18 protein-coding genes and 2 tRNA genes are annotated in these 17,829 nt (G+C 71.9%); 16 read left to right on the forward strand and 4 right to left on the reverse strand.

Annotation, left to right across the window (positions count from 1 at the left end):
* Window positions 1-5 precede the first annotated feature (5 nt).
* On the forward strand, window positions 6-1,688 hold the full coding sequence (locus tag LRP67_RS17310) for a CHAP domain-containing protein (RefSeq protein WP_231271412.1): 1,683 nt from the start codon (window positions 6-8) through the stop codon (window positions 1,686-1,688).
* Window positions 1,689-1,740: 52 nt separating this feature from the next.
* Window positions 1,741-3,390, forward strand: a complete 1,650-nt coding sequence (locus tag LRP67_RS17315) for a bifunctional 3'-5' exonuclease/DNA polymerase (protein ID WP_231271413.1) — start codon at window positions 1,741-1,743, stop codon at window positions 3,388-3,390.
* 6 nt (window positions 3,391-3,396) lie between these two features.
* On the opposite strand, the gene LRP67_RS17320 is transcribed toward LRP67_RS17315, so the two are convergent.
* Window positions 3,397-3,780, reverse strand: coding sequence for a nuclear transport factor 2 family protein (locus LRP67_RS17320; RefSeq protein ID WP_231271414.1), 384 nt, complete (start codon window positions 3,778-3,780; stop codon window positions 3,397-3,399).
* Between the two features lie 104 nt (window positions 3,781-3,884).
* On the opposite strand from LRP67_RS17320, the gene LRP67_RS17325 reads away from it, so the two are divergent.
* The 3 genes from LRP67_RS17325 (at window position 3,885) to LRP67_RS17335 (ending at window position 5,455) form a co-directional block, all read left to right on the forward strand.
* Complete coding sequence (locus LRP67_RS17325) at window positions 3,885-4,721, forward strand: sigma-70 family RNA polymerase sigma factor (RefSeq protein WP_231271415.1); 837 nt, start codon at window positions 3,885-3,887, stop codon at window positions 4,719-4,721.
* A gap of 37 nt (window positions 4,722-4,758) precedes the next feature.
* Window positions 4,759-4,995 carry a DUF1059 domain-containing protein gene (locus LRP67_RS17330; RefSeq protein WP_231271416.1) on the forward strand — a complete coding sequence of 79 codons (237 nt, stop codon included), beginning with the start codon at window positions 4,759-4,761 and terminating at the stop codon, window positions 4,993-4,995.
* A gap of 256 nt (window positions 4,996-5,251) precedes the next feature.
* The gene (locus tag LRP67_RS17335) at window positions 5,252-5,455 is read left to right on the forward strand and encodes a cold-shock protein (RefSeq protein WP_231242017.1); all 204 of its coding nucleotides are present in this window, start codon (window positions 5,252-5,254) and stop codon (window positions 5,453-5,455) included.
* Between the two features lie 57 nt (window positions 5,456-5,512).
* Here the strand turns inward: LRP67_RS17335 and LRP67_RS17340 are convergent, their stop codons facing one another.
* From LRP67_RS17340 to LRP67_RS21615, 3 genes are read right to left on the reverse strand one after another with little or no spacing between them, the layout of a single operon-like run.
* Window positions 5,513-6,286 (reverse strand): metallophosphoesterase, encoded by a 774-nt coding sequence (locus tag LRP67_RS17340; RefSeq protein WP_231271417.1) that lies wholly within the window; start codon window positions 6,284-6,286, stop codon window positions 5,513-5,515.
* A gap of 46 nt (window positions 6,287-6,332) precedes the next feature.
* A complete protein-coding gene (locus LRP67_RS21610; protein ID WP_269211727.1) occupies window positions 6,333-6,821 on the reverse strand; it encodes an HNH endonuclease signature motif containing protein in 489 nt (162 codons plus the stop codon).
* Complete coding sequence (locus tag LRP67_RS21615; RefSeq protein WP_269211728.1) at window positions 6,740-7,558, reverse strand: DUF222 domain-containing protein; 819 nt, start codon at window positions 7,556-7,558, stop codon at window positions 6,740-6,742. The genes LRP67_RS21610 and LRP67_RS21615 overlap by 82 nt, the downstream gene beginning before the upstream one ends.
* Before the next feature lie 397 nt (window positions 7,559-7,955).
* On the opposite strand from LRP67_RS21615, the gene LRP67_RS17350 reads away from it, so the two are divergent.
* The 11 genes from LRP67_RS17350 (at window position 7,956) to tig (ending at window position 17,721) form a co-directional block, all read left to right on the forward strand.
* Window positions 7,956-8,555 carry a DsbA family protein gene (locus tag LRP67_RS17350; RefSeq protein ID WP_231271418.1) on the forward strand — a complete coding sequence of 200 codons (600 nt, stop codon included), beginning with the start codon at window positions 7,956-7,958 and terminating at the stop codon, window positions 8,553-8,555.
* Between the two features lie 269 nt (window positions 8,556-8,824).
* Window positions 8,825-9,829: a peptidoglycan recognition protein gene (locus tag LRP67_RS17355; RefSeq protein ID WP_231271419.1), complete on the forward strand. Its 1,005-nt coding sequence runs from the start codon at window positions 8,825-8,827 to the stop codon at window positions 9,827-9,829.
* A 64-nt stretch (window positions 9,830-9,893) separates the two neighbouring features.
* Window positions 9,894-11,696 (forward strand): methionine--tRNA ligase, encoded by a 1,803-nt coding sequence (gene metG / locus LRP67_RS17360; protein WP_231271420.1) that lies wholly within the window; start codon window positions 9,894-9,896, stop codon window positions 11,694-11,696.
* A 330-nt stretch (window positions 11,697-12,026) separates the two neighbouring features.
* Entirely contained in the window at window positions 12,027-12,596 is a 570-nt protein-coding gene (locus LRP67_RS17365; protein WP_231271421.1) for a hypothetical protein, read from the forward strand.
* 22 nt (window positions 12,597-12,618) lie between these two features.
* A complete protein-coding gene (locus LRP67_RS17370) occupies window positions 12,619-13,500 on the forward strand; it encodes an alpha/beta hydrolase (RefSeq protein ID WP_231271422.1) in 882 nt (293 codons plus the stop codon).
* Between the two features lie 22 nt (window positions 13,501-13,522).
* Window positions 13,523-14,020, forward strand: a complete 498-nt coding sequence (locus LRP67_RS17375; protein WP_231271423.1) for a ribose-5-phosphate isomerase — start codon at window positions 13,523-13,525, stop codon at window positions 14,018-14,020.
* Window positions 14,013-14,873 carry an Fpg/Nei family DNA glycosylase gene (locus tag LRP67_RS17380; protein ID WP_231271424.1) on the forward strand — a complete coding sequence of 287 codons (861 nt, stop codon included), beginning with the start codon at window positions 14,013-14,015 and terminating at the stop codon, window positions 14,871-14,873. Before LRP67_RS17375 ends, LRP67_RS17380 begins: the two co-directional genes overlap by 8 nt.
* 33 nt (window positions 14,874-14,906) lie before the next feature.
* On the forward strand, window positions 14,907-16,004 hold the full coding sequence (locus LRP67_RS17385; RefSeq protein ID WP_231271425.1) for a PP2C family protein-serine/threonine phosphatase: 1,098 nt from the start codon (window positions 14,907-14,909) through the stop codon (window positions 16,002-16,004).
* A gap of 98 nt (window positions 16,005-16,102) precedes the next feature.
* Window positions 16,103-16,176, forward strand: a tRNA-Gly gene (locus tag LRP67_RS17390).
* A 57-nt stretch (window positions 16,177-16,233) separates the two neighbouring features.
* Window positions 16,234-16,306: transfer RNA gene (locus LRP67_RS17395), tRNA-Pro, on the forward strand.
* A gap of 35 nt (window positions 16,307-16,341) precedes the next feature.
* Complete coding sequence (tig, locus tag LRP67_RS17400) at window positions 16,342-17,721, forward strand: trigger factor (protein WP_231271426.1); 1,380 nt, start codon at window positions 16,342-16,344, stop codon at window positions 17,719-17,721.
* Window positions 17,722-17,829: the final 108 nt, after the last annotated feature.

Below are 17,829 nucleotides of genomic sequence, written 5' to 3' on the forward strand. Positions count from 1 at the left end.
GCTGCGTGACTCGGACCCGTCGGCTGCGCCGTGCCTGGGCGCTGGGGGCCCTGCTGGCGTTGCTGGCGCCCCTCGGCGCGGCTCCGGCGACCGCCGACAACGACGGCGACAAGGACCAGCTGCCCGCCCCGTCGTTGACCCGCTACGGGGCCGTCGAGCAGCGGGCGAGCGCCTACCTCTGCACCGGCTACGCGGCGTGCGCCGAGGCCGGCTACCCGCACGCCGGCTACCGCGCGGTCGCCGGCCAGATGTTCTGGCGGATGTACAGCGGGCACAACTGCACCAACTATGCGGCCTACCGGATGGTGAAGAGCGGCCTGCCCAACACGCGCCCTTGGTCCGGCGGCGGCAACGCCAGCGAGTGGGGCCTGCAGATGTCCAAGATCACCGACACCACGCCCGTCGTCGGCTCGGTGGCCTGGTGGCGCGCCAACGCACCCGGCACCGGCTCGAGCGGCCACGTGGCCTACGTCGAGCAGGTGGTCTCCAGCACCGAGATCATCATCAGCGAGGACAGCTGGGGAGGCGACTTCCACTGGCGAAGGGTGAAGAAGGCGGACGGCCGCTGGCCTTCGGGGTTCATCCACTTCAACGACAAGGTGCTCACCAACCTCGCGCGTCCGTCGGTCACCGGCACCCCGAAGGTCGGGGTCCCTCTCGCGGCTTCCGCGGGGACGTGGAAGCCCGCAGGCAGCTACCACTTCCAGTGGTACGCCCATGGGGTCGCGATCCCGGGCGCCACGGCCACGAGGTTCGTACCGACCGCCCGGCAGCTGGACCGCAAGATCTCGGTCAAGGTCACGGCCACGAGGGCCGGCTACCCGGCGACCACGGTCGGATCGAACGTGATCGCGGCCAAGGTGGTGCCCGGCGACCTGCAGAACCCCCAGCCGCCGGTGATCAACGGTGTCCCGGAGGTCGACCAGGTCCTCACCGCGACCCGCGGCTCGTGGGCGCCCAACCCGAGCGCGACCACCGTCCAGTGGTACGCCGGCCCGACACCCATCGCGGGAGCCACCGGATGGCGGCTCCGGCTGGGTCAGGCGCAGATCGACCAGCCGGTCACCGCCGTCGTCACCGCCACGGCGCCGGGCTACGTCCAGAAGCGCGTGCAGGCGCGGCCCACGCCCGCGATCCTCGCGGGCACCATGGAGTTCACTCGACCGTTCGGCGTGAGCGGGGCGACCCGTGCCGGCCGGACCCTCTCCGTGACGCCCGGCACCTTCACTCCTGCGGACGCCACCGTCAGCTACTCCTGGCGCCGTGACGGGGTGACGATCCCCGGCGCCGTCGGCTCGACGTACGTCCTGCAGCACGCGGACGTCGGGGCCCGGATGTCGGCCGTCGTGCGGCTCGACCGCGCGAGCTACCGCAGCGCCGCTCACGAGATCCAGACGCCGACCCGGGTGTTCGCCCCGTCGTCCGTGGGCGTCCGGCCGACCGGAGCGGTGGGCAAGGCCGTCGTGGTCGTCCGGGTGACCGCACCGGGCGTCGACGACCTCGGGGGCTGGGCCACGGTCCGGATCGGCGCGAAGAAGGTGGTCGGCAAGCTCGTCGACGGTCGCGTGCGCGTGGTCGTCCGGGGGCTGGTGCCCGGCTGGAAGAAGGTCCGGGTGCGGTACGGCGGTCAGCGCTTCGCGCTGCCCGCCACGGGCGCCGACCGGGTCTACGTCAACCGCGCCTGGTAGCGGGCACCACCCGCTCCGTGCCGGCGTCCCCGGCCGATGCCAGGGTGGAGCCATGACCCGGGTCTCGCTGTCGCGCCTGCCGGGGGAGCGCGTGCGCGTGGTCGACCCCGACGGCGGGCTCGACCTGGCGCTGAACGAGCTGCCGGCCTACGTGCGCGAGCGCGAGGCGGAGTCGCCGAGATGGGTCTGGGACGACACGGCGCGGTGGTACCCGCCCATGCTCGCGGCGGGCGTGCGCATCGGGCGCTGCCACGACCTGCGCCTCGGACATCACCTGCTGCGCCGGGCGCCCGCGGTCGACGGGCGCCTGCTGGAGGGGGAGGAGTCGGAGCACTGGGACGGGCTGGGGCCCAGCGCGCCCTCGCACCCGGCGCTGTTCTCGGTCGACGACACCGCCGAGCACCTGCGTGCCGACCTCGAGGACGCCCGCCAGCGGGCCGCCGTCGAGGCCTCCGCGGAGTCCGTCCGGCTCGGGCTGCTGCTGGCGGCCGAGTCCTCGGGCGCGCTGGCCGCCGCGGAGATGACGTACGCCGGGGTGCCGTGGCGCACCGACGTGCACGAGCGGCTGCTCACCGATCTGCTGGGGCCGCGCCCGCCTCGCGGCGCCCGCCCGCAGCTGCTCGAGGCGCTGGCCGGGGAGGTGCGTGCGGCGTTCGACGCGCCTGGCCTCAACCCGGACTCGCGCCCCGAGCTCCTCGCGGCGCTGCGCCGAGCTGGGCTGGAGGCCGACGACACCCGGGCCTCGTCCCTGCGCGCGCTCGAGCACCCGGGCGTCGCGCCCCTGCTGCGCTACAAGCAGCTCGCCCACCTGTTCTCGGCCAACGGATGGAGCTGGATCGACCAGTGGGTGAGGGAGGGCAGGTTCCGGCCGTCGTACCAGCCGGCCGGCTCGGCCACGGGGCGCTGGTCGTCCAACGGCGGCGGCGCCCTCTCCATCCCGCTGCAGGTGCGCCCTGCCGCGATCGCCGACGACGGCTGGGTGCTCGTGGTCGCCGACGTCGCCCAGCTCGAGCCGCGCGTGCTCGCGGGCATGAGCGGCGACCGGGCGCTCGCCCGGTCGGCCCGCGGGGCCGACCTCTACCAGGGCATGGTCGACGACGGCGCGGTCGCGACCCGGCAGCACGCCAAGCTCGGCCTGCTCGGGGCGATGTACGGCGCCACCAGCGGCGAGAGCGGCCGCATGGTCGCCGGACTCACCCGTCGCTACCCCGAGGCCTTCGGGCTGGTCGAGGAGGCCGCCCGCGCCGGTGAGCGGGGCCAGGTGGTCCGCACCCTGCTCGGTCGAGGCTCACCGGGCCTCGGGGACGCGTGGGAGCGCGACCCCGACGACCCGCCGCCCGACCCCGACGGCCAGGCCCGACGGCGCCGGGCCTTCGGCCGCTTCACCCGCAACTTCGTCGTGCAGGGCACCGGCGCCGAGTGGGCGCTGTGCTGGGTCGCCGACCTGCGCAACCGGCTCTGGCGCCTGGGCGGCGCGGGCGAGCTCACCTCCCGACCGCACCTCGTCTTCTTCCTGCACGACGAGATCGTCGTCCACACCCCGCGGGCCCTCGCCGACGCGGTCACGGCGGCGGCGGCCGAGGCGGCCGCGACCGCCTCGTCGCTGCTGTTTCGCGACCTCGCGATCGACTTCCCGCTCAACGTGTCCGTCGTGCGCTCCTACGCCGACGCGGGCAAACCGGGTGCGGTGGCGCCGGCGTGAGTGCCCTCAGGCCTGGGGGACCGAGCCGTGGAAGTGTCCGATCCGCCACTGCTCGCCCTGGCGCACCAGCCAGAGGCTGAGCCGGAAGTCGGAGCGCTCGATCTCGTTGCCGTCGTCGCCCTCGACCACACCGGTCGCCGTGGCCAGCAGGTGACCGTCGTCCTCGTGGACGACCGCCCACCGGTCGAGGAGCCAGCGGACCGCGTTGCTCTCCGCGACCAGCCGGACATAGGCGCGGGACTCCTCGCCGCCGAAGTTGGCCGCCGAGGTCCCGAACAGCACGGTGTCCTCGACGCACAGCGCGTCCAGGGCCGCGGTGTCGCGGGCCGCGATGGCGGCCTCCATCCGGTCCAGCAGGGTCCGGGCCGTGGCGGCCCCCTCGCTCGTCATGTGCGGGAGGGTAGGGCAGCGCCGAGGCCGCGTCAGGGAATCGGTCACACCCGGCTCGGCTCGAGCGTCAGGGAGGTGACCGGCACAGATGGAAGGTGGACACAGTGGACCAGACGCAGAGCTTCGAGGCGGAGCGACCGCGCCTCGTCACGATCGCGAGCCGGGTGCTCGGCGACCACGCCGAGGCCGAGGACATCGTGCAGCAGGCGTGGCTGCGGCTGCACGGGACCGACGCCGAGATCGAGAACCTGCCGGGCTGGCTCACGACCGTGACCACCAGGCTGTGCCTGGACCGGCTGCGCTCTCGCACTCCCGTGCCCGTCGCGGAGGTGGACCCTCCAGAGACGAGCGCCGACCCGGCCGACGACGTGGCGCTCGCCGACAGCGTCGGCCTGGCCCTGCACGTCGTGCTCGACCGGCTGTCGCCGCGCGAGCGGGTCGCCTTCGTGCTGCACGACAGCTTCGGCTTCGAGTTCCCGACGATCGCGGCGGTCCTCGACACCACCCCCGTCGCCGCCCGCAAGCTCGCCTCCCGCGCCCGGGCCAAGGTCTCCCAACCCCGGCCCGAGGACCGGCTCGCCGACTGGGAGGTGGTCGACGCCTTCATGGCCGCCGCCAAGAACGGCGATTTCGAGCGGCTGCTGCGCCTGCTCGCCCCCGACGCCACTGTCGGCGCCGACGAGGCCGCGGTGCTCGCCGGAACGCCCAGCCGGATCGAGGGCCGCGACGAGGTCGCCACCTTCTTCAACGGCAGCGCCCAGGCCGCATTCCCGGTCTTCGTCGAGGACCGGCCCGGCACCGCGTGGTTCCACCTCGGCGAGGCCAAGGTCGTCTTCGACTTCACCGTCGCCGACGGGCTGGTCCGCGCCATCACCTTCCGCGCCGCGCCCGACCTGCTCGCGACCGTCATACGGCGTGACGGCGGCGAGCCGCGCACCTGATGTCACACGCCGCCCCCACCCATCGAAGGAGAACGACATGAAGACCATGACCTGCCGCGACCTCGGCGGCCCCTGCGACCTGGCCCACCACGGCGAGACCGCCGACGACGTCATCAACGCCCAGGACCAGCACCTCAAGGCGGCCGAGAAGGCCGGCGACGCCAGCCACCAGGAGGCGCGCGACGCCATGAAGGGCCGCTGGCGGCACCCGAAGAAGTCGCTCGGCTGGTACCGCGACACCAAGGCGGCCTTCGCAGCACTTCCCGAGGACTGAGCCCGTCGCAGGACGAGGATCTGCGCCTGATTCGCCCCCTCCCGCGCCGAAGGAGCGCCGCGAATCCCCATTGCGGCGCGGATGCACTATCGTGGTGCTTGTTGAAGGGACGGCTGAACTAGTCGTCCTGGCCGCACACCATGTCGCGGCTTGTATCTCGTACTCCTGGTTTTCGGTTCGCTGGACATCAGTACAGGTGGATGTCTTCAGCGGCACGAGGGCACAAGGTCCTCGGCACGTAACAAGGGAAAACATCATGGCTCAGGGAACCGTCAAGTGGTTCAACGCCGAAAAGGGTTTCGGCTTCATCGCGCAGGATGGCGGCGGCGAGGACGTGTTCGTCCACTTCTCCGCGATCCAGTCCAGCGGCTACAAGTCGCTTGACGAGAACCAGAAGGTCGAGTTCGACCTCGCCCAGGGCCCCAAGGGTCCCCAGGCTGAGAACGTTCGCGTCTCCTGACCTCATCATGACGAGCCCCGACCGCGCTGCGGTCGGGGCTCGTTGTGCGTTGGGGGCCTAGTCGTCCCAACCGGCGTCGCGCCCATCACGCGGCGCGAACGCCGTGACGGCGACGGTGTCACTGAGAGGCCGGCGAACGTAGGTCTCGGCCCACTCCGCCACCTCAGGGAACGCCGACGCCGCGATCACCTCGTCAGCGAGGGCGCCGGCGTCGACCGGAGTGGTGCGCAGCTGGACGCCGGCGGCGCTGAGCAGCGCCCAGGGCAGCCCCGTGCTGCCGTAGGGCATGCCGACACTCCCGCTGTTGACGACCCAGCGCCGGTCGACGAGCCGGGCGAACGGCACGTGCGTGTGGCCGCACACGACCGTTCGCACCGAGTCGGCTACGTCGGCGAGGACCTCGTGCCAGCGCGACAGCCGGGTGTCGACGAGGACGACCTCGTTGTCGTCGCGTGGAGTGCCGTGGCAGAACAGCACGTCGCCACCGCCGTCCAGCGTGAGCACGATGGGGTGGGGGAGCGCGGCGAGCGTCGCCACGTGCGAGTCGCTGAGCTGCGCTGCAGCCCAGAGGTCGACGGGCGGGGTCCCCTCGGGCGGCTCGCCGCCACCGGCGATGGTGACCAGGTCCCGGTCGGCGTTGCCGCGCACGAGCAGGCCGCGATCGCCGAGCGCGGCCAGGCGGTCCAGCACCTGCGCTGGCTGCGGTCCCGCGGCGAGGTCCCCGGTCACGACCACGAGGTCGGCTTCCGCGACCTCGGGCTCGGCGAGGACGGCCTCCAGGGCGGGCAGCACCCCGTGGACGTCGGAGAGGACGGCGATGCGTTGCGGCATGCCTCAGTTGTACTGCGTGAGCCGTCACATCAGCGCTTGCCGTGGCTCACTCGCGCTTGGTGAAGGCGACCTTCCCGCCGGGGAGGTGGGTCATGTCGTAGTGGGGGTGGTGGGCGAGGGTGTGGTGGCGTCGGCAGAGCAGGGCGCCGTCGTTGACGGAGGTGTCGCCGCCTTGGGACCAGGGGGTCAGGTGGTGGGCCTCGCACCAGGCGGAGGGGCGTTCGCAGCCTTCGGTGTAGCAGCCTCCGTGCTGGACCGCGAGCGCGATGCGTTGGGCCTTGGTGTGGAAGCGTCGTCGCCGTCCGAGGTCGAGGACCTGGGACCTGGTGCCGAGGACCACCGGGATGACCCCGGCCTGGCAGGCCAGCGTGCGGGCCAGGGCGGGGCTGATCCGGGTCCCGGTGTCGAGCTGCGCGGCCTTCAACCCACCCATCAAGGTGTCCAGGGTCATCGTCACCACCACGGTGGCGTCGAGGCCGCCGGACTGTGGGAGCCGGTCGGTGGGGTAGCGCTCGAGGTAGGCGATGAACGCCAACCCCCTTCCGTGCGGGGTATTGCCCTGGCCGCCGGCCTGGGGGTTGGCCAGTGCGCCGAGCTGTTTGCGGACCGGTCGGCCACGTGGGTGGGGATCTGGAACCGTCCGTAGGTGGTGCCGTGGCCGTCGTCGTGCAGCGTGAGCCGGGCCCGCTGCTCGGCTCTGCGCTCCTCGGCCTTGAGCTGCTTGGCCTCCTGGGCCTCACCGACCTCGGGGGCGACGACGTCGAGGATCCGTCTGCCCAGGACCCGCAAGGCTTTGGCGTCGTGGTGCGCGGCCTGGGCCAGCAGGTGGTCGCGGGCCTCGAGGCGCACCTGAGGCTGCAGGCCCTCGGGCAGCGCGTCGACAGCCTCCACGATCACCTGGGCCTGGTCGGTGAGGATCACGCCCTTCGCCAGCGCCTCGGCGACGGTCTCATGGTGCTCCAACGCCTTGGCGAGCTTCATCTTGCTCGCGGTCTCGCGTTGGGTCTGGCGGGTGGTGTTGGCCCAGTGGACCGCGGTCGTGGTGGCGCCGGTGTCGAGGCCGACCTGGGTGGCGTCGGCGTGTGCGGCCAGGCGCAGCGTCAGCTCGTCGGCCTGCGCGCGCAGCCGGGTCGCGTCGCCCAGCGCCTGGGCGGTCTCGGTGGGGGTCATCGACCACACCGGGGTCTGGTTGAGGTCGGCGACCTGGGTGCGCAGGCGTGCCACTCCGGCGGCCACGAGGTGGCTCGCGGTAGGGGTGGCGGGGCTGCTCATGGGTCTACTCAAGCACCCGCCACCGACAGTGGCAGGGTCGAGAATCCCCTTTGTCCACAGGGTATTCGAGAATTCGGCTCCCCGGTGGTCGAGGCCTTTCGGTGGTCGAGGTGCGAAGGCGTGCAACGCCTGAGCCTCGAGACCCGGTGACGTGACTGGCGACCTGACCGGCGTACCCCTGGTCGCTTCCCGGCTCACCGGGTCTCGAGGCTCGTCGCTGACGCTCCTCACACCTCGACCACCGAAAGGGGCGGCACCTCGCTGGCGCTCCTCGCACCTCGACCACCGAAAGGGGCGGCTCGTCCCTTCGAGGCTCGCTGCGCTCGCACCTCAGGAAATGCGGAGGCGGGGAGGGACCCGCCGGAAGGAATTCGGGGGCGAGGTGATTGGGTCAGGCATGACTCAAGCCGACTTCTGGTTCGACCCGCTCTGCCCGTTCGCCTGGATCACCTCGCGGTGGATCCTCGAGGTGGAGGAGGTGCGCGACATCGAGGTGACCTGGCACGTGATGAGCCTGGCCTACCTCAACAAGGACAAGGACATCTCCGAGGAGTACCGCGAGATGCTCAGGCCCGCCTGGGGCCCGGTGCGCGTCTGCATCGCGGCGGAGCAGAAGCACGGCCGTGAGGTCCTGCTGCCGCTCTACACCGCGATGGGCAACCGCATCCACCTGAACAAGGAGCCCATCTCGCGCGAGCTGATCGCCGGCGCGCTCGCCGACGCCGGGCTCGAGGCCGAGCTCGTCGAGGCGATGGACGACCCGTCGTTCGACGAGGCCGTCGCGAAGTCGCACCACGAGGGCATGGACCAGGTCGGCGACGACGTCGGGACGCCGACCATCGCGATCGAGGGAGCGGCCTTCTTCGGGCCGGTCCTGTCCAAGATCCCGCGCGGCGAGCAGGCCGGGGAGCTGTGGGACGGCGCGGTCGCGGTCGCGAAGTTCCCGTACTTCTACGAGCTCAAGCGCTCGCGCACCGGGGACCTCGACTTCAGCTGATCGTCGTCGTGGTGGTGGCGGCCGTGACGGCCGTCGTCACCGCGAGGTACGAGGCGCCGTAGCGCCCTGCCGGCACCCGGCCAGGTCGACTTAGCGGCCCTCAGCGCGCACAATTGATCCCCATGCGCTTCTCGGGAACTGCATCACTAGTCACAGCAGTCACATTGGCCACGGGTCTCCTGGCCCTTCCGGCGGCCTACGCCGACCCCGGATCGGGGCCGCGGAGCGAGGCTTCGACGATCCGCCTGCGGGCCGACGCAGGGTCGCCGGTGCGCTCCGCGGAGGTGCCGGTGACGGCGGAGACGCGGCGCCCGCAGCGGACCTCGCCGTACTCGATGCTCGGCCTCACCTGGCGCGGCGCCGACCCGTCCTCGCTGCGCTTCCGCTCGCGCGGTGCGAGCGGCTGGAGCAGCTGGCGCACGGCCGAGATCCTGCGGGACGGCCCGACCGCGGGCACCGAGTCCCGGGGCCGCCGGGGCACCGAGCCGATGTGGGTCGGGCCGTCGGACGGCGTGCAGGTGGACGTGCGCGGCTCCGGGCACCGTGACCTCCGGCTGGTGCTCATCGACCCGGGCGTCCTGCCCTCGGACGCGAGCGCGAGGGCGGGCTCAGTGACGGCCTCCGGTCGGGGCTCGACGCGCGCGGCGGCGAAGCCGACCGCCGCACCGCGCCCCCCGCTGCTCTTCCGCAAGGCGTGGGGTGCCGACCCGTCTTGGCGCAACGGGAGCCCCACCTACAACCGCGGCCTGCGGCAGGTCCACGTCCACCACACCGCGTCGAGCAACAGCTACACCCGCGCGCAGGTGCCGGCCATCCTGCGGGGCATGTACCGCTACCACACCGCGTCGCTGGGTTGGTTCGACCTCGGCTACAACTTCGTCGTCGACCGGTTCGGTCGGGCCTGGGTGGGCCGGTCCGGTGGGCCGGATCGGCCGGTGCGCGGCGCGCACACGCTGGGTTTCAACCACAACTCGGTCGGCATCGCCGTCCTCGGCAACTTCGAGGCGACGCGGCCGACCACGAAGGCCGTGACGGCCGTCGTACGGCTGGCCGCGTGGAAGCTGGACCGGCACCGCCGCGACGCAGGCGGCACGGTGGCCGTCACGTCCGAGGGGAGTGACCGGTACGCCTCCGGTGCCCAGGTCCGGCTGCCCGTGATCGACGGCCACCGCGACACCAACGAGACCGCGTGCCCCGGCGCGCACCTCTACGACCGACTCCCCGGCATCCGGCACCGCGCGCAGAAGCGGGTCGACCGCTTCGACCCGCGTTGACCGGCCGGGGCGGGGGACCGGCCCGCCGGGAAACGGGTGGCGCCGCGACCCTAGGATCAGCGACATGACCCATGTCCTGTCCGCCGTCGCCTGGCCGTACGCCAACGGCCCGCGCCACATCGGCCACGTGGCCGGTTTCGGCGTGCCCTCCGACGTCTTCAGCAGGTACATGCGGATGGCCGGCCACGACGTGCTCATGGTGTCCGGCACCGACGAGCACGGCACCCCGATCCTGGTGGCGGCCGACCAGCAGGGCGTCACCGCCCGCGAGCTCGCCGACAAGAACAACGCCGTGATCGTGCAGGACCTGGTCGACCTCGGTCTCTCCTACGACCTGTTCACCCGCACCACCACCGGCAATCACTACCTGGTGGTGCAGGAGATGTTCGAGACCGTGCACCGCAACGGCTACATGATCGAGCAGACGACGTACGGCGCCATCAGCCCCTCGACCGGCCGCACCCTCCCGGACCGCTACATCGAGGGCACCTGCCCGATCTGCGGCTACGCCGACGCGCGCGGCGACCAGTGCGACAACTGCGGCAACCAGCTGGACCCGACCGACCTGAAGAACCCGCGCTCGAAGATCAACGGCGAGACGCCGGAGTTCGTGGAGACCCAGCACTTCTTCCTCGATCTGCCGGCGCTGGCCGAGGCGCTGCAGGAGTGGCTCGACGGGCGCGAGGAGACGGGCCTGTGGCGCCCCAACGTCATCCGCTTCAGCCAGAACATCCTCTCCGAGATCCGCCCGCGCGCGATGACGCGCGACATCGACTGGGGGATCCCGGTCCCGCTCGACGGCTGGCGCGAGCAGCCGACCAAGCGGCTCTACGTCTGGTTCGACGCGGTGATCGGCTACCTGTCGGCCTCCATCGAGTGGGCGCGCCGCTCCGGCGACGCCGACGCGTGGCGTCGCTGGTGGAACGACCCGGAGTCGCTGTCCTACTACTTCATGGGCAAGGACAACATCGTCTTCCACAGCCAGATCTGGCCGGCCGAGCTGCTGGCGTACGACGGTCGCGGCGCACGCGGCGGAGAGCCCGGCGCCTACGGCGAGCTGCAGCTGCCCACCGAGGTGGTGTCCTCGGAGTTCATGACCATGGAGTCCAAGCAGTTCTCCACCAGCCGCGGCCACGTGATCCTGGTGGGCGACATGCTCTCGCGCTACCAGCCCGACGCGCTGCGCTACTTCATCTGCGCCGCCGGGCCCGAGACCTCCGACTCCGACTTCACCTGGGCGGAGTTCGTGCAGCGCACCAACTCCGAGCTGGTGGCCGGCTGGGGCAACCTGGTCAACCGCACGGCCACGATGATCGCCAAGAGCTTCGGCGAGATCCCGGTCGCGGGCGCGCTCGAGGAGGTCGACGAGGCGGTCCTCTCCGCCGTGCGCGCTGCGTTCGGCACCGTGGGCGACCTGATCGGCCGGCACCGCCAGCGCGCCGCGATCGCCGAGGCGATGCGGGTCGTCGGCGAGGTGAACAAGTACCTCACCGTCACCGAGCCCTACAAGATGAAGGACGAGTCGCAGCGCGAGCGCCTCGCGACCGTGCTGCACGTCGCCGCCCAGTGCGTGCTCGACTGCAACACACTGCTCGCGCCGTTCCTGCCGCACTCCTCCAACCAGGTGTGGGCGGCCTACGGCGGTCGGGGCGAGTTCATGCCGATGCCGCGCATCGAGACCGTCGAGGATCTCGACCCGGGTCACGGCGCGGGGCTGGGCTCCTACCCGGTGATCACCGGCGACTACGCCGCGACGCCACGCTGGGAGTCGCGCCCGATCGCCGTCGGGGTGAAGGTGGACAAGCCCACCCCGATCTTCACCAAGCTTGACCCGTCCGTGGTGGACGAGGAGCTGGCACGGGTGTGAGCCTCGCTGGGTGAGTTTCACCGGGGACCCGGTGAAACTCACGCCTCCGGTGCGAAACTTCGGCGGGGAAGCGTGAGTTTCGCACTGGCAGGGTGACCAGTGGGACGGCTGGGCATCTTCGGCGGAAGTGGCCGGGCCGCCGGCGTACGGCGGGTGGTGGCCGCGGGGCGGCCGGATGCTCGACCGCCCCGGCCGATCGAGGCGATCCGGGAGAGTCTCGCGGCCTGGGTCTGCTGCTGCTCAGCGGTCGCTGGCCGGGGAGCAGGACCGACACGGTCGCGAGGCTGCAGACCTCGCACCGGGGCGAACGGGCTGCCCTAGGCTCTGCGCATGACTGCCGACATGTACCTGCCGACGTTCTACGTCAAGCAGAAGTTCGCGATGACCACCAACCGCTACGAGCTCTTCGCGGCCAACCCCGACGGGAGCTTCGGGCAGTCGATGGGGCTGGCGGAGCAGAAGCGCCTCGCGTTCAAGGAGGAGGTGACGTTCTACGCCGACGACACCAAGACCCGCCCGGTCTTCAGCTTCAAGGCCCGCAAGAAGATCGACCTCAACGCCGGTTACGACATCTTCGACGAGGCGCGCAACCAGATCGGCTTCTTCCGCAAGGACTTCGGCGCGAGCCTGATGCGCTCGACCTTCCACATCGAGGGCCCGGGCTACGCCGGCACCGGTCAGGAGCGCAGCCAGGCGGTGGCGCTCATCCGTCGCTTCACCGACATCCCGTTCCTGCCGATCCACTTCGACTTCGTGAGCTCGGAGGGTCAGCCGCTGCTCGGCGTCGAGCGCCAAAGCTCCGTGCGCGACAAGTACACCGTCCACGTCCCCGACCAGCGCATCGACTTCCGGGTCGCGGCGGCGGTGGCGGTCGGGCTCGACGCCCTCATGCAGCGTTGAGACCGGCGAAGGTCGGCTGAGCGTGCTGCACCCAGCGGCGAGGCGCGCGGTTGAGGAGTACGCCGCGACGCCGAAGGTCTACGAAGCCGCCTTCGACATCGAGGCCGACCGGGCCGCGGCCCGGTCGGCGGCCGCGGCCGAGCCGCGCGAGGACGTGGCGGAGGTCCGCGACGTCGACGCCGGGGGAGTGCCGTGCCGGCTCTACCGCCCCGAGGACGCTCGCCCGGGCGTCGTGGTGCACCTGCACGGCGGCGGGTTCGTCTTCCATGACGTCGACGTCCATGACGGCGCCGCGCGGCGCTTGGCCAACCGCACCCGGACCGCCGTGCTCAGCGTCGACTACCGGCGCCCACCCGAGCACCGCTTCCCAGCAGCGCCCGACGACGTCGACGCCGCGCTGGCGTGGTGGGACGAGGACGGTCCGGTCTTCGTCCACGGCGACAGTGCGGGCGGCAACCTCGCGCTCGTGGCGGCGCTGCGCAACCCCGGTCGGGTCGACGGCGTCGTGCTCATCTACCCCTTCCTCGACCCACGCGCGGGCTTCGCCTCCTATGCGGCGGCGGAGGGCTTCGACCCGCGCGAGGCCGCCTGGTACTGGGAGCAGTACGCCGCAAGGCCGGCCGACCTGGACGACCCCGACCTCGCCCCGCTGCGCTCGGACCGGCTCGCCACGCTGCCCCCGACGCTCGTGGTGACCGCCGAGCACGACCCGCTGCGCGACGAGGGCGAGCACCTGGTCTCGCTGCTGGCCGACGCGGGCGTGACGGTGGTCGGCACCCGTTACCTCGGGCAGGTGCACGGCTTCTGGCGCCACGAGCAGGTGTTCCCCGCCGCGGAGCCGCTCATGGGGCAGGTCGCCGCGTTCCTCGAGGGGCTCCGCCGGAGCCGTCCGCCGGGTCTGTGACGCACTCTGGGAGGATCGGGGCATGCGCGTCCACGTCGGATCCGACCATGCCGGCCTCGAGCTCAAGGACCACCTCGTCGGGTGGCTCCGCGATCACGGCTACGAGCCCGTCGACCACGGCCCGTTCGTCTACGACGCCCTGGACGACTATCCGGTGTTCTGCCTGCGGGCCGCCGAGGGCGTGGCCGCGGAGCGCGCGGCGGGCCAGGACAGCCTCGGGGTGGTCGTCGGCGGCTCGGGCAACGGAGAGCAGATGGCGGCCAACAAGGTCCGCGGCGTGCGCTCCGCACTGGTCTGGTCCGAGGAGACCGCCGCCCTGGCGCGCGAGCACAACGACGCCACGGTCGTGTCCGTGGGCGGGCGCATGCACTCGCTCGAGGACATGACCCGCTTCGTGGAGGTCTTCTTGACCACCGACTTCTCCGGCGACGAGCGCCACGTCCGGCGGATCGCCCAGCTGGCGGCGTACGAGAGCACGGGCCAGCTGCCGCCCCTGCCCGACTCGGCGCGCGATGCCTGAGGGCCATACCCTCCACCGCCTCGCCCACGACCTCGACCGGGCCTTCGCCGGCCGGCTGGTGCGGGTCGGCAGCCCGCAGGGACGCTTCGAGGACGCCGCCAGGCTGCTCGACGGCCAGTCCCTGGAGAGTGCCGAGTCCTGGGGCAAGCACCTCTTCATCGCCTTCCCCGGCGAGCGCTACGTCCACGTCCACCTCGGCCTGTACGGCGCCTTCGACGTGCACCACGACCTCGGCGACACCGGAGAGGTGCCCGCGCCGGTGGGTCAGGTCCGGCTCCGCCTGGTGACCGCCGACGCCGGTCCGACCGCGTACGCCGACCTGCGCGGCGCCACGACCTGCGAGCTGGTGACGCGCGAGCAGCGCGACGCCGTGCTGGCGCGCATCGGCCCGGACCCGCTGCGGCTCGACCAGGATCCGGCCCGCGCCTGGGAGCGGATCCGCCGGAGCAAGGGCCCGGTCGGTGGGCTGCTGATGGACCAGTCGGTGCTGGCCGGCGTCGGCAACGTCTACCGCGCCGAGCTGCTGTTCCGCCACCGGATCCACCCGCTGCGGCCGGGCAGCACCCTGCGCGTGGGGCAGTGGCGGGCGATGTGGGACGACCTCGTCGAGCTGATGGGCGAAGGAGTACGGACCGGGCGGATCGACACGGTCCGGCCCGAGCACACCCCTGAGGCGATGGGCCGCCCGCCCCGCAAGGACGACCACGGGGGAGAGGTCTACGTCTACCGCCGGACCGGCCAGCCCTGCCTGGTGTGCGGCGCGTCGGTCCGTACGGCGGTGCTCCAGGCGAGAAACGTGTTCTGGTGTCCCCGTTGTCAGCCCACGTTCCGCTCGCGCGCCGTACCCTGCTGACACCCGCCTCTCGCTCACATCGTCTGGACCTCCATGACCGCCACCTACGACGTGCAGCCTGCGCGCAGGTCCGCGCGCAGGAGCTGGGAGCTGTTCCGGCGCCGCGGGCTCACTCCGGAGGCCCGGATCGCGCTCGCACTGGCGGTCGTGGCGGTCCTGATCACCGTCGTGGTGTTCGTCCTGCCCGACCGGGCGCCCCTGACCGGGCTGATGCTGCCCCTGGTCATCGCGAGCCTGTGGCTGGGGCCGCGCACGCTGCCGGCGTTCGTGGTGTTCCTGATGGTGCTGCTCGCCGTGGGGCTGGCCGCGCAGACCGAGGTCACCCCGCGGATCATCGGGGCCACCCTGGTGCAGTTCCTGATGGGCCTGGTGGTGATCGCGACCAGCTTCCGCCGCTCGAGCCTGGGCGTGGCCGGCCTGCGCGGGGAGGCGATGCTGGTCGACCTGCGCGACCGGATCCTCACCCAGGGCGGGGTCCCCGACCTGCCGCCCGGCTGGCATGTGGAGTCGGCGCTCAAGCCCGCAGGCGGCACGCCGTTCGCCGGCGACTTCGTGGTGACGATGCGCGGTCACGACCTCGACCACCTCGAGGTCGTGGTCGTCGACGTCTCCGGCAAGGGCACCGACGCCGGCACCCGTGCGCTGCTCCTCTCCGGAGCCTTCGGTGGCCTGCTCGGCGCGATGCCGGCTCGCGACTTCCTGCCCGCCGCCAACGGCTACCTGCTGCGCCAGGCCTGGGACGAGGGGTTCGCCACCGCCGTCCACCTCTCCCTGGACCTGACGACCGGGGACTACGAGATCCGGACCGCGGGTCACCCGCCCGCCGCCCACCGCACGGCGGCCTCCGGCCGCTGGTCGGTCCTGCGCACGGACGGCCCGGTCCTCGGCCTGCTCGACCACGCGACGTTCACCAGCGCCGGCGGCCGGCTCGCTCGCGGCGATGCGCTGCTCCTCTACACCGACGGCATGGTCGAGGAGCCGCGCCGCGACATCGACCTCGGCATCGACCAGATGCTCGGCCAGGCCGAGTCGCTGATGCGCGGCAGCTACGACAGGGCCGCGGCCCGGCTCACCGAGGCCCTCGGGTCGCCCGACGACGATCGCGCACTGGTCATCGTCCACCGCACGTGAGTGCTGTCCGCCCAGCGGGGCCGTTTGGGGCCCGGGACCCTCGGTGTGGCACCATGGCGAGGCATATTTCGCGCTGCCGAGCGGCGCGAGACCTGCACGCGGATGTAGCTCAATGGTAGAGCTTCAGTCTTCCAAACTGACTACGCGGGTTCGATTCCCGTCATCCGCTCCAAGGAGCCCTCACCAGCACGGCTGGGGGCGTCTTGACCCGGACAAGACCATGCTTTGACGGGGCGTAGCGTAGTGGCTAGCGCGCCTGCTTTGGGAGCAGGAGACCGCAGGTTCGAGTCCTGTCGCCCCGACGAAACACCTTTCACCCAGACTGAGGAGAACACCTGTGAAGAGCGCCGTCGAGACCTTGAGCCCGACCAGGGCCAAGCTGACCGTCGAGGTGCCCTTCGAGGAGCTCAAGCCGAGCCTCGACGCGGCCTACAAGAAGATCGCCCAGCAGATCAACGTCCCCGGCTTCCGCCGCGGCAAGGTGCCCCCCATGGTCATCGACCGTCAGGTCGGCCGTGGCGCCGTGCTCGACGAGGCGATCAACGAGGTGCTGCCGGCCAAGTACATCGAGGCGCTCGAGGCCAACGACCTCCAGCCCCTGGCCCAGCCGGAGATCGAGGTGACGAAGTTCGAGGACAACGAGACCCTGGAGTTCACCGCCGAGGTCGACGTGCGCCCCGAGATCGCGCTGCCGTCGTACGAGGGGCTCGAGGCCGAGGTCGAGGACCTGGTCGTCGCCGACAGCGACGTCGAGGAGCAGGTGCAGGCCCTGCGTGAGCGGTTCGCCACCCTGAGCGACGTCGAGCGGCCCGCCGCCGAGGGCGACTTCGTCGTGCTCGACCTCAAGGCGCTCAAGGACGGCGAGGTGCTCGACGGCGCCGAGGTGTCCGCGATGTCCTACCAGGTCGGCCGTGGCGGCATGATCGAGGGCCTCGACGAGGCCCTGGTCGGCATGTCGGCCGGAGACGAGAAGACCTTCTCCTCCGAGCTCGTGGGCGGCGACCTCGTCGGCGAGCCCGTCGAGGTCCAGGTCAGCATCAGCCAGGTTCAGGAGCAGGAGCTGCCCGAGCTGGACGACGACTTCGCCCAGCTGGCCTCCGAGTTCGACACCATCGACGAGCTCACCGCCGACGTGCGCGAGCGCCTCGGCCGAGGCAAGCGCCTCGAGCAGGCCGCCGCCGCGCGCGACGCCGTCCTCGAGGTCCTCCTGGACCGCGTCGACGTGCCGCTGCCCGAGAGCATGGTGACCGACGAGCTCAATGCTCGCCGCCAGAACATCGAGCAGCAGCTCGGCTACGCCGGCATCACGATGGAGAAGTACCTCGAGGACGAGGGGCAGACCATCGAGGAGTTCGAGGCCGACCTCGAGCGCCGGGTCCGCGACGCCGTCGCCGCGCAGTTCCTGCTCGACGAGGTGGCGAAGAAGGAGGAGCTCAGCATCGAGCAGCAGGAGCTCTCCAGCCACCTGGTGCGCCGGGCCCAGCAGTCGGGCCAGGACCCGCAGGAGTTCGCGAACCACATGTTCGAGCACAACCACATCCCCGAGCTCGTCCAGGAGATCCTGCGCGGCAAGGCCCTCGCGGCCATCGTCGAGACCGCGGTGGTCAAGGACGCCTCCGGCAACGTGGTCGAGCTGAAGAACCTGCGTCCCGACGGGACCATCGGCGAGCCCGAGGCTGCGACCGAGGCCCCCTCCGAGGCCGAGACCGAGGAGTGAGCGGTGCGCGCCGGGCGGCTGCCCGCGCGCGATGCCGATCCGCAGCAGCACGCACCCTGCTCCGTCCGGTCCGCCGGCGGACAGGGTGCGTGTCTGCTTGCGACACCC

Source organism: Nocardioides sp. cx-169 (assembly GCF_021083605.1).
Lineage (GTDB): Bacteria > Actinomycetota > Actinomycetes > Propionibacteriales > Nocardioidaceae > Nocardioides.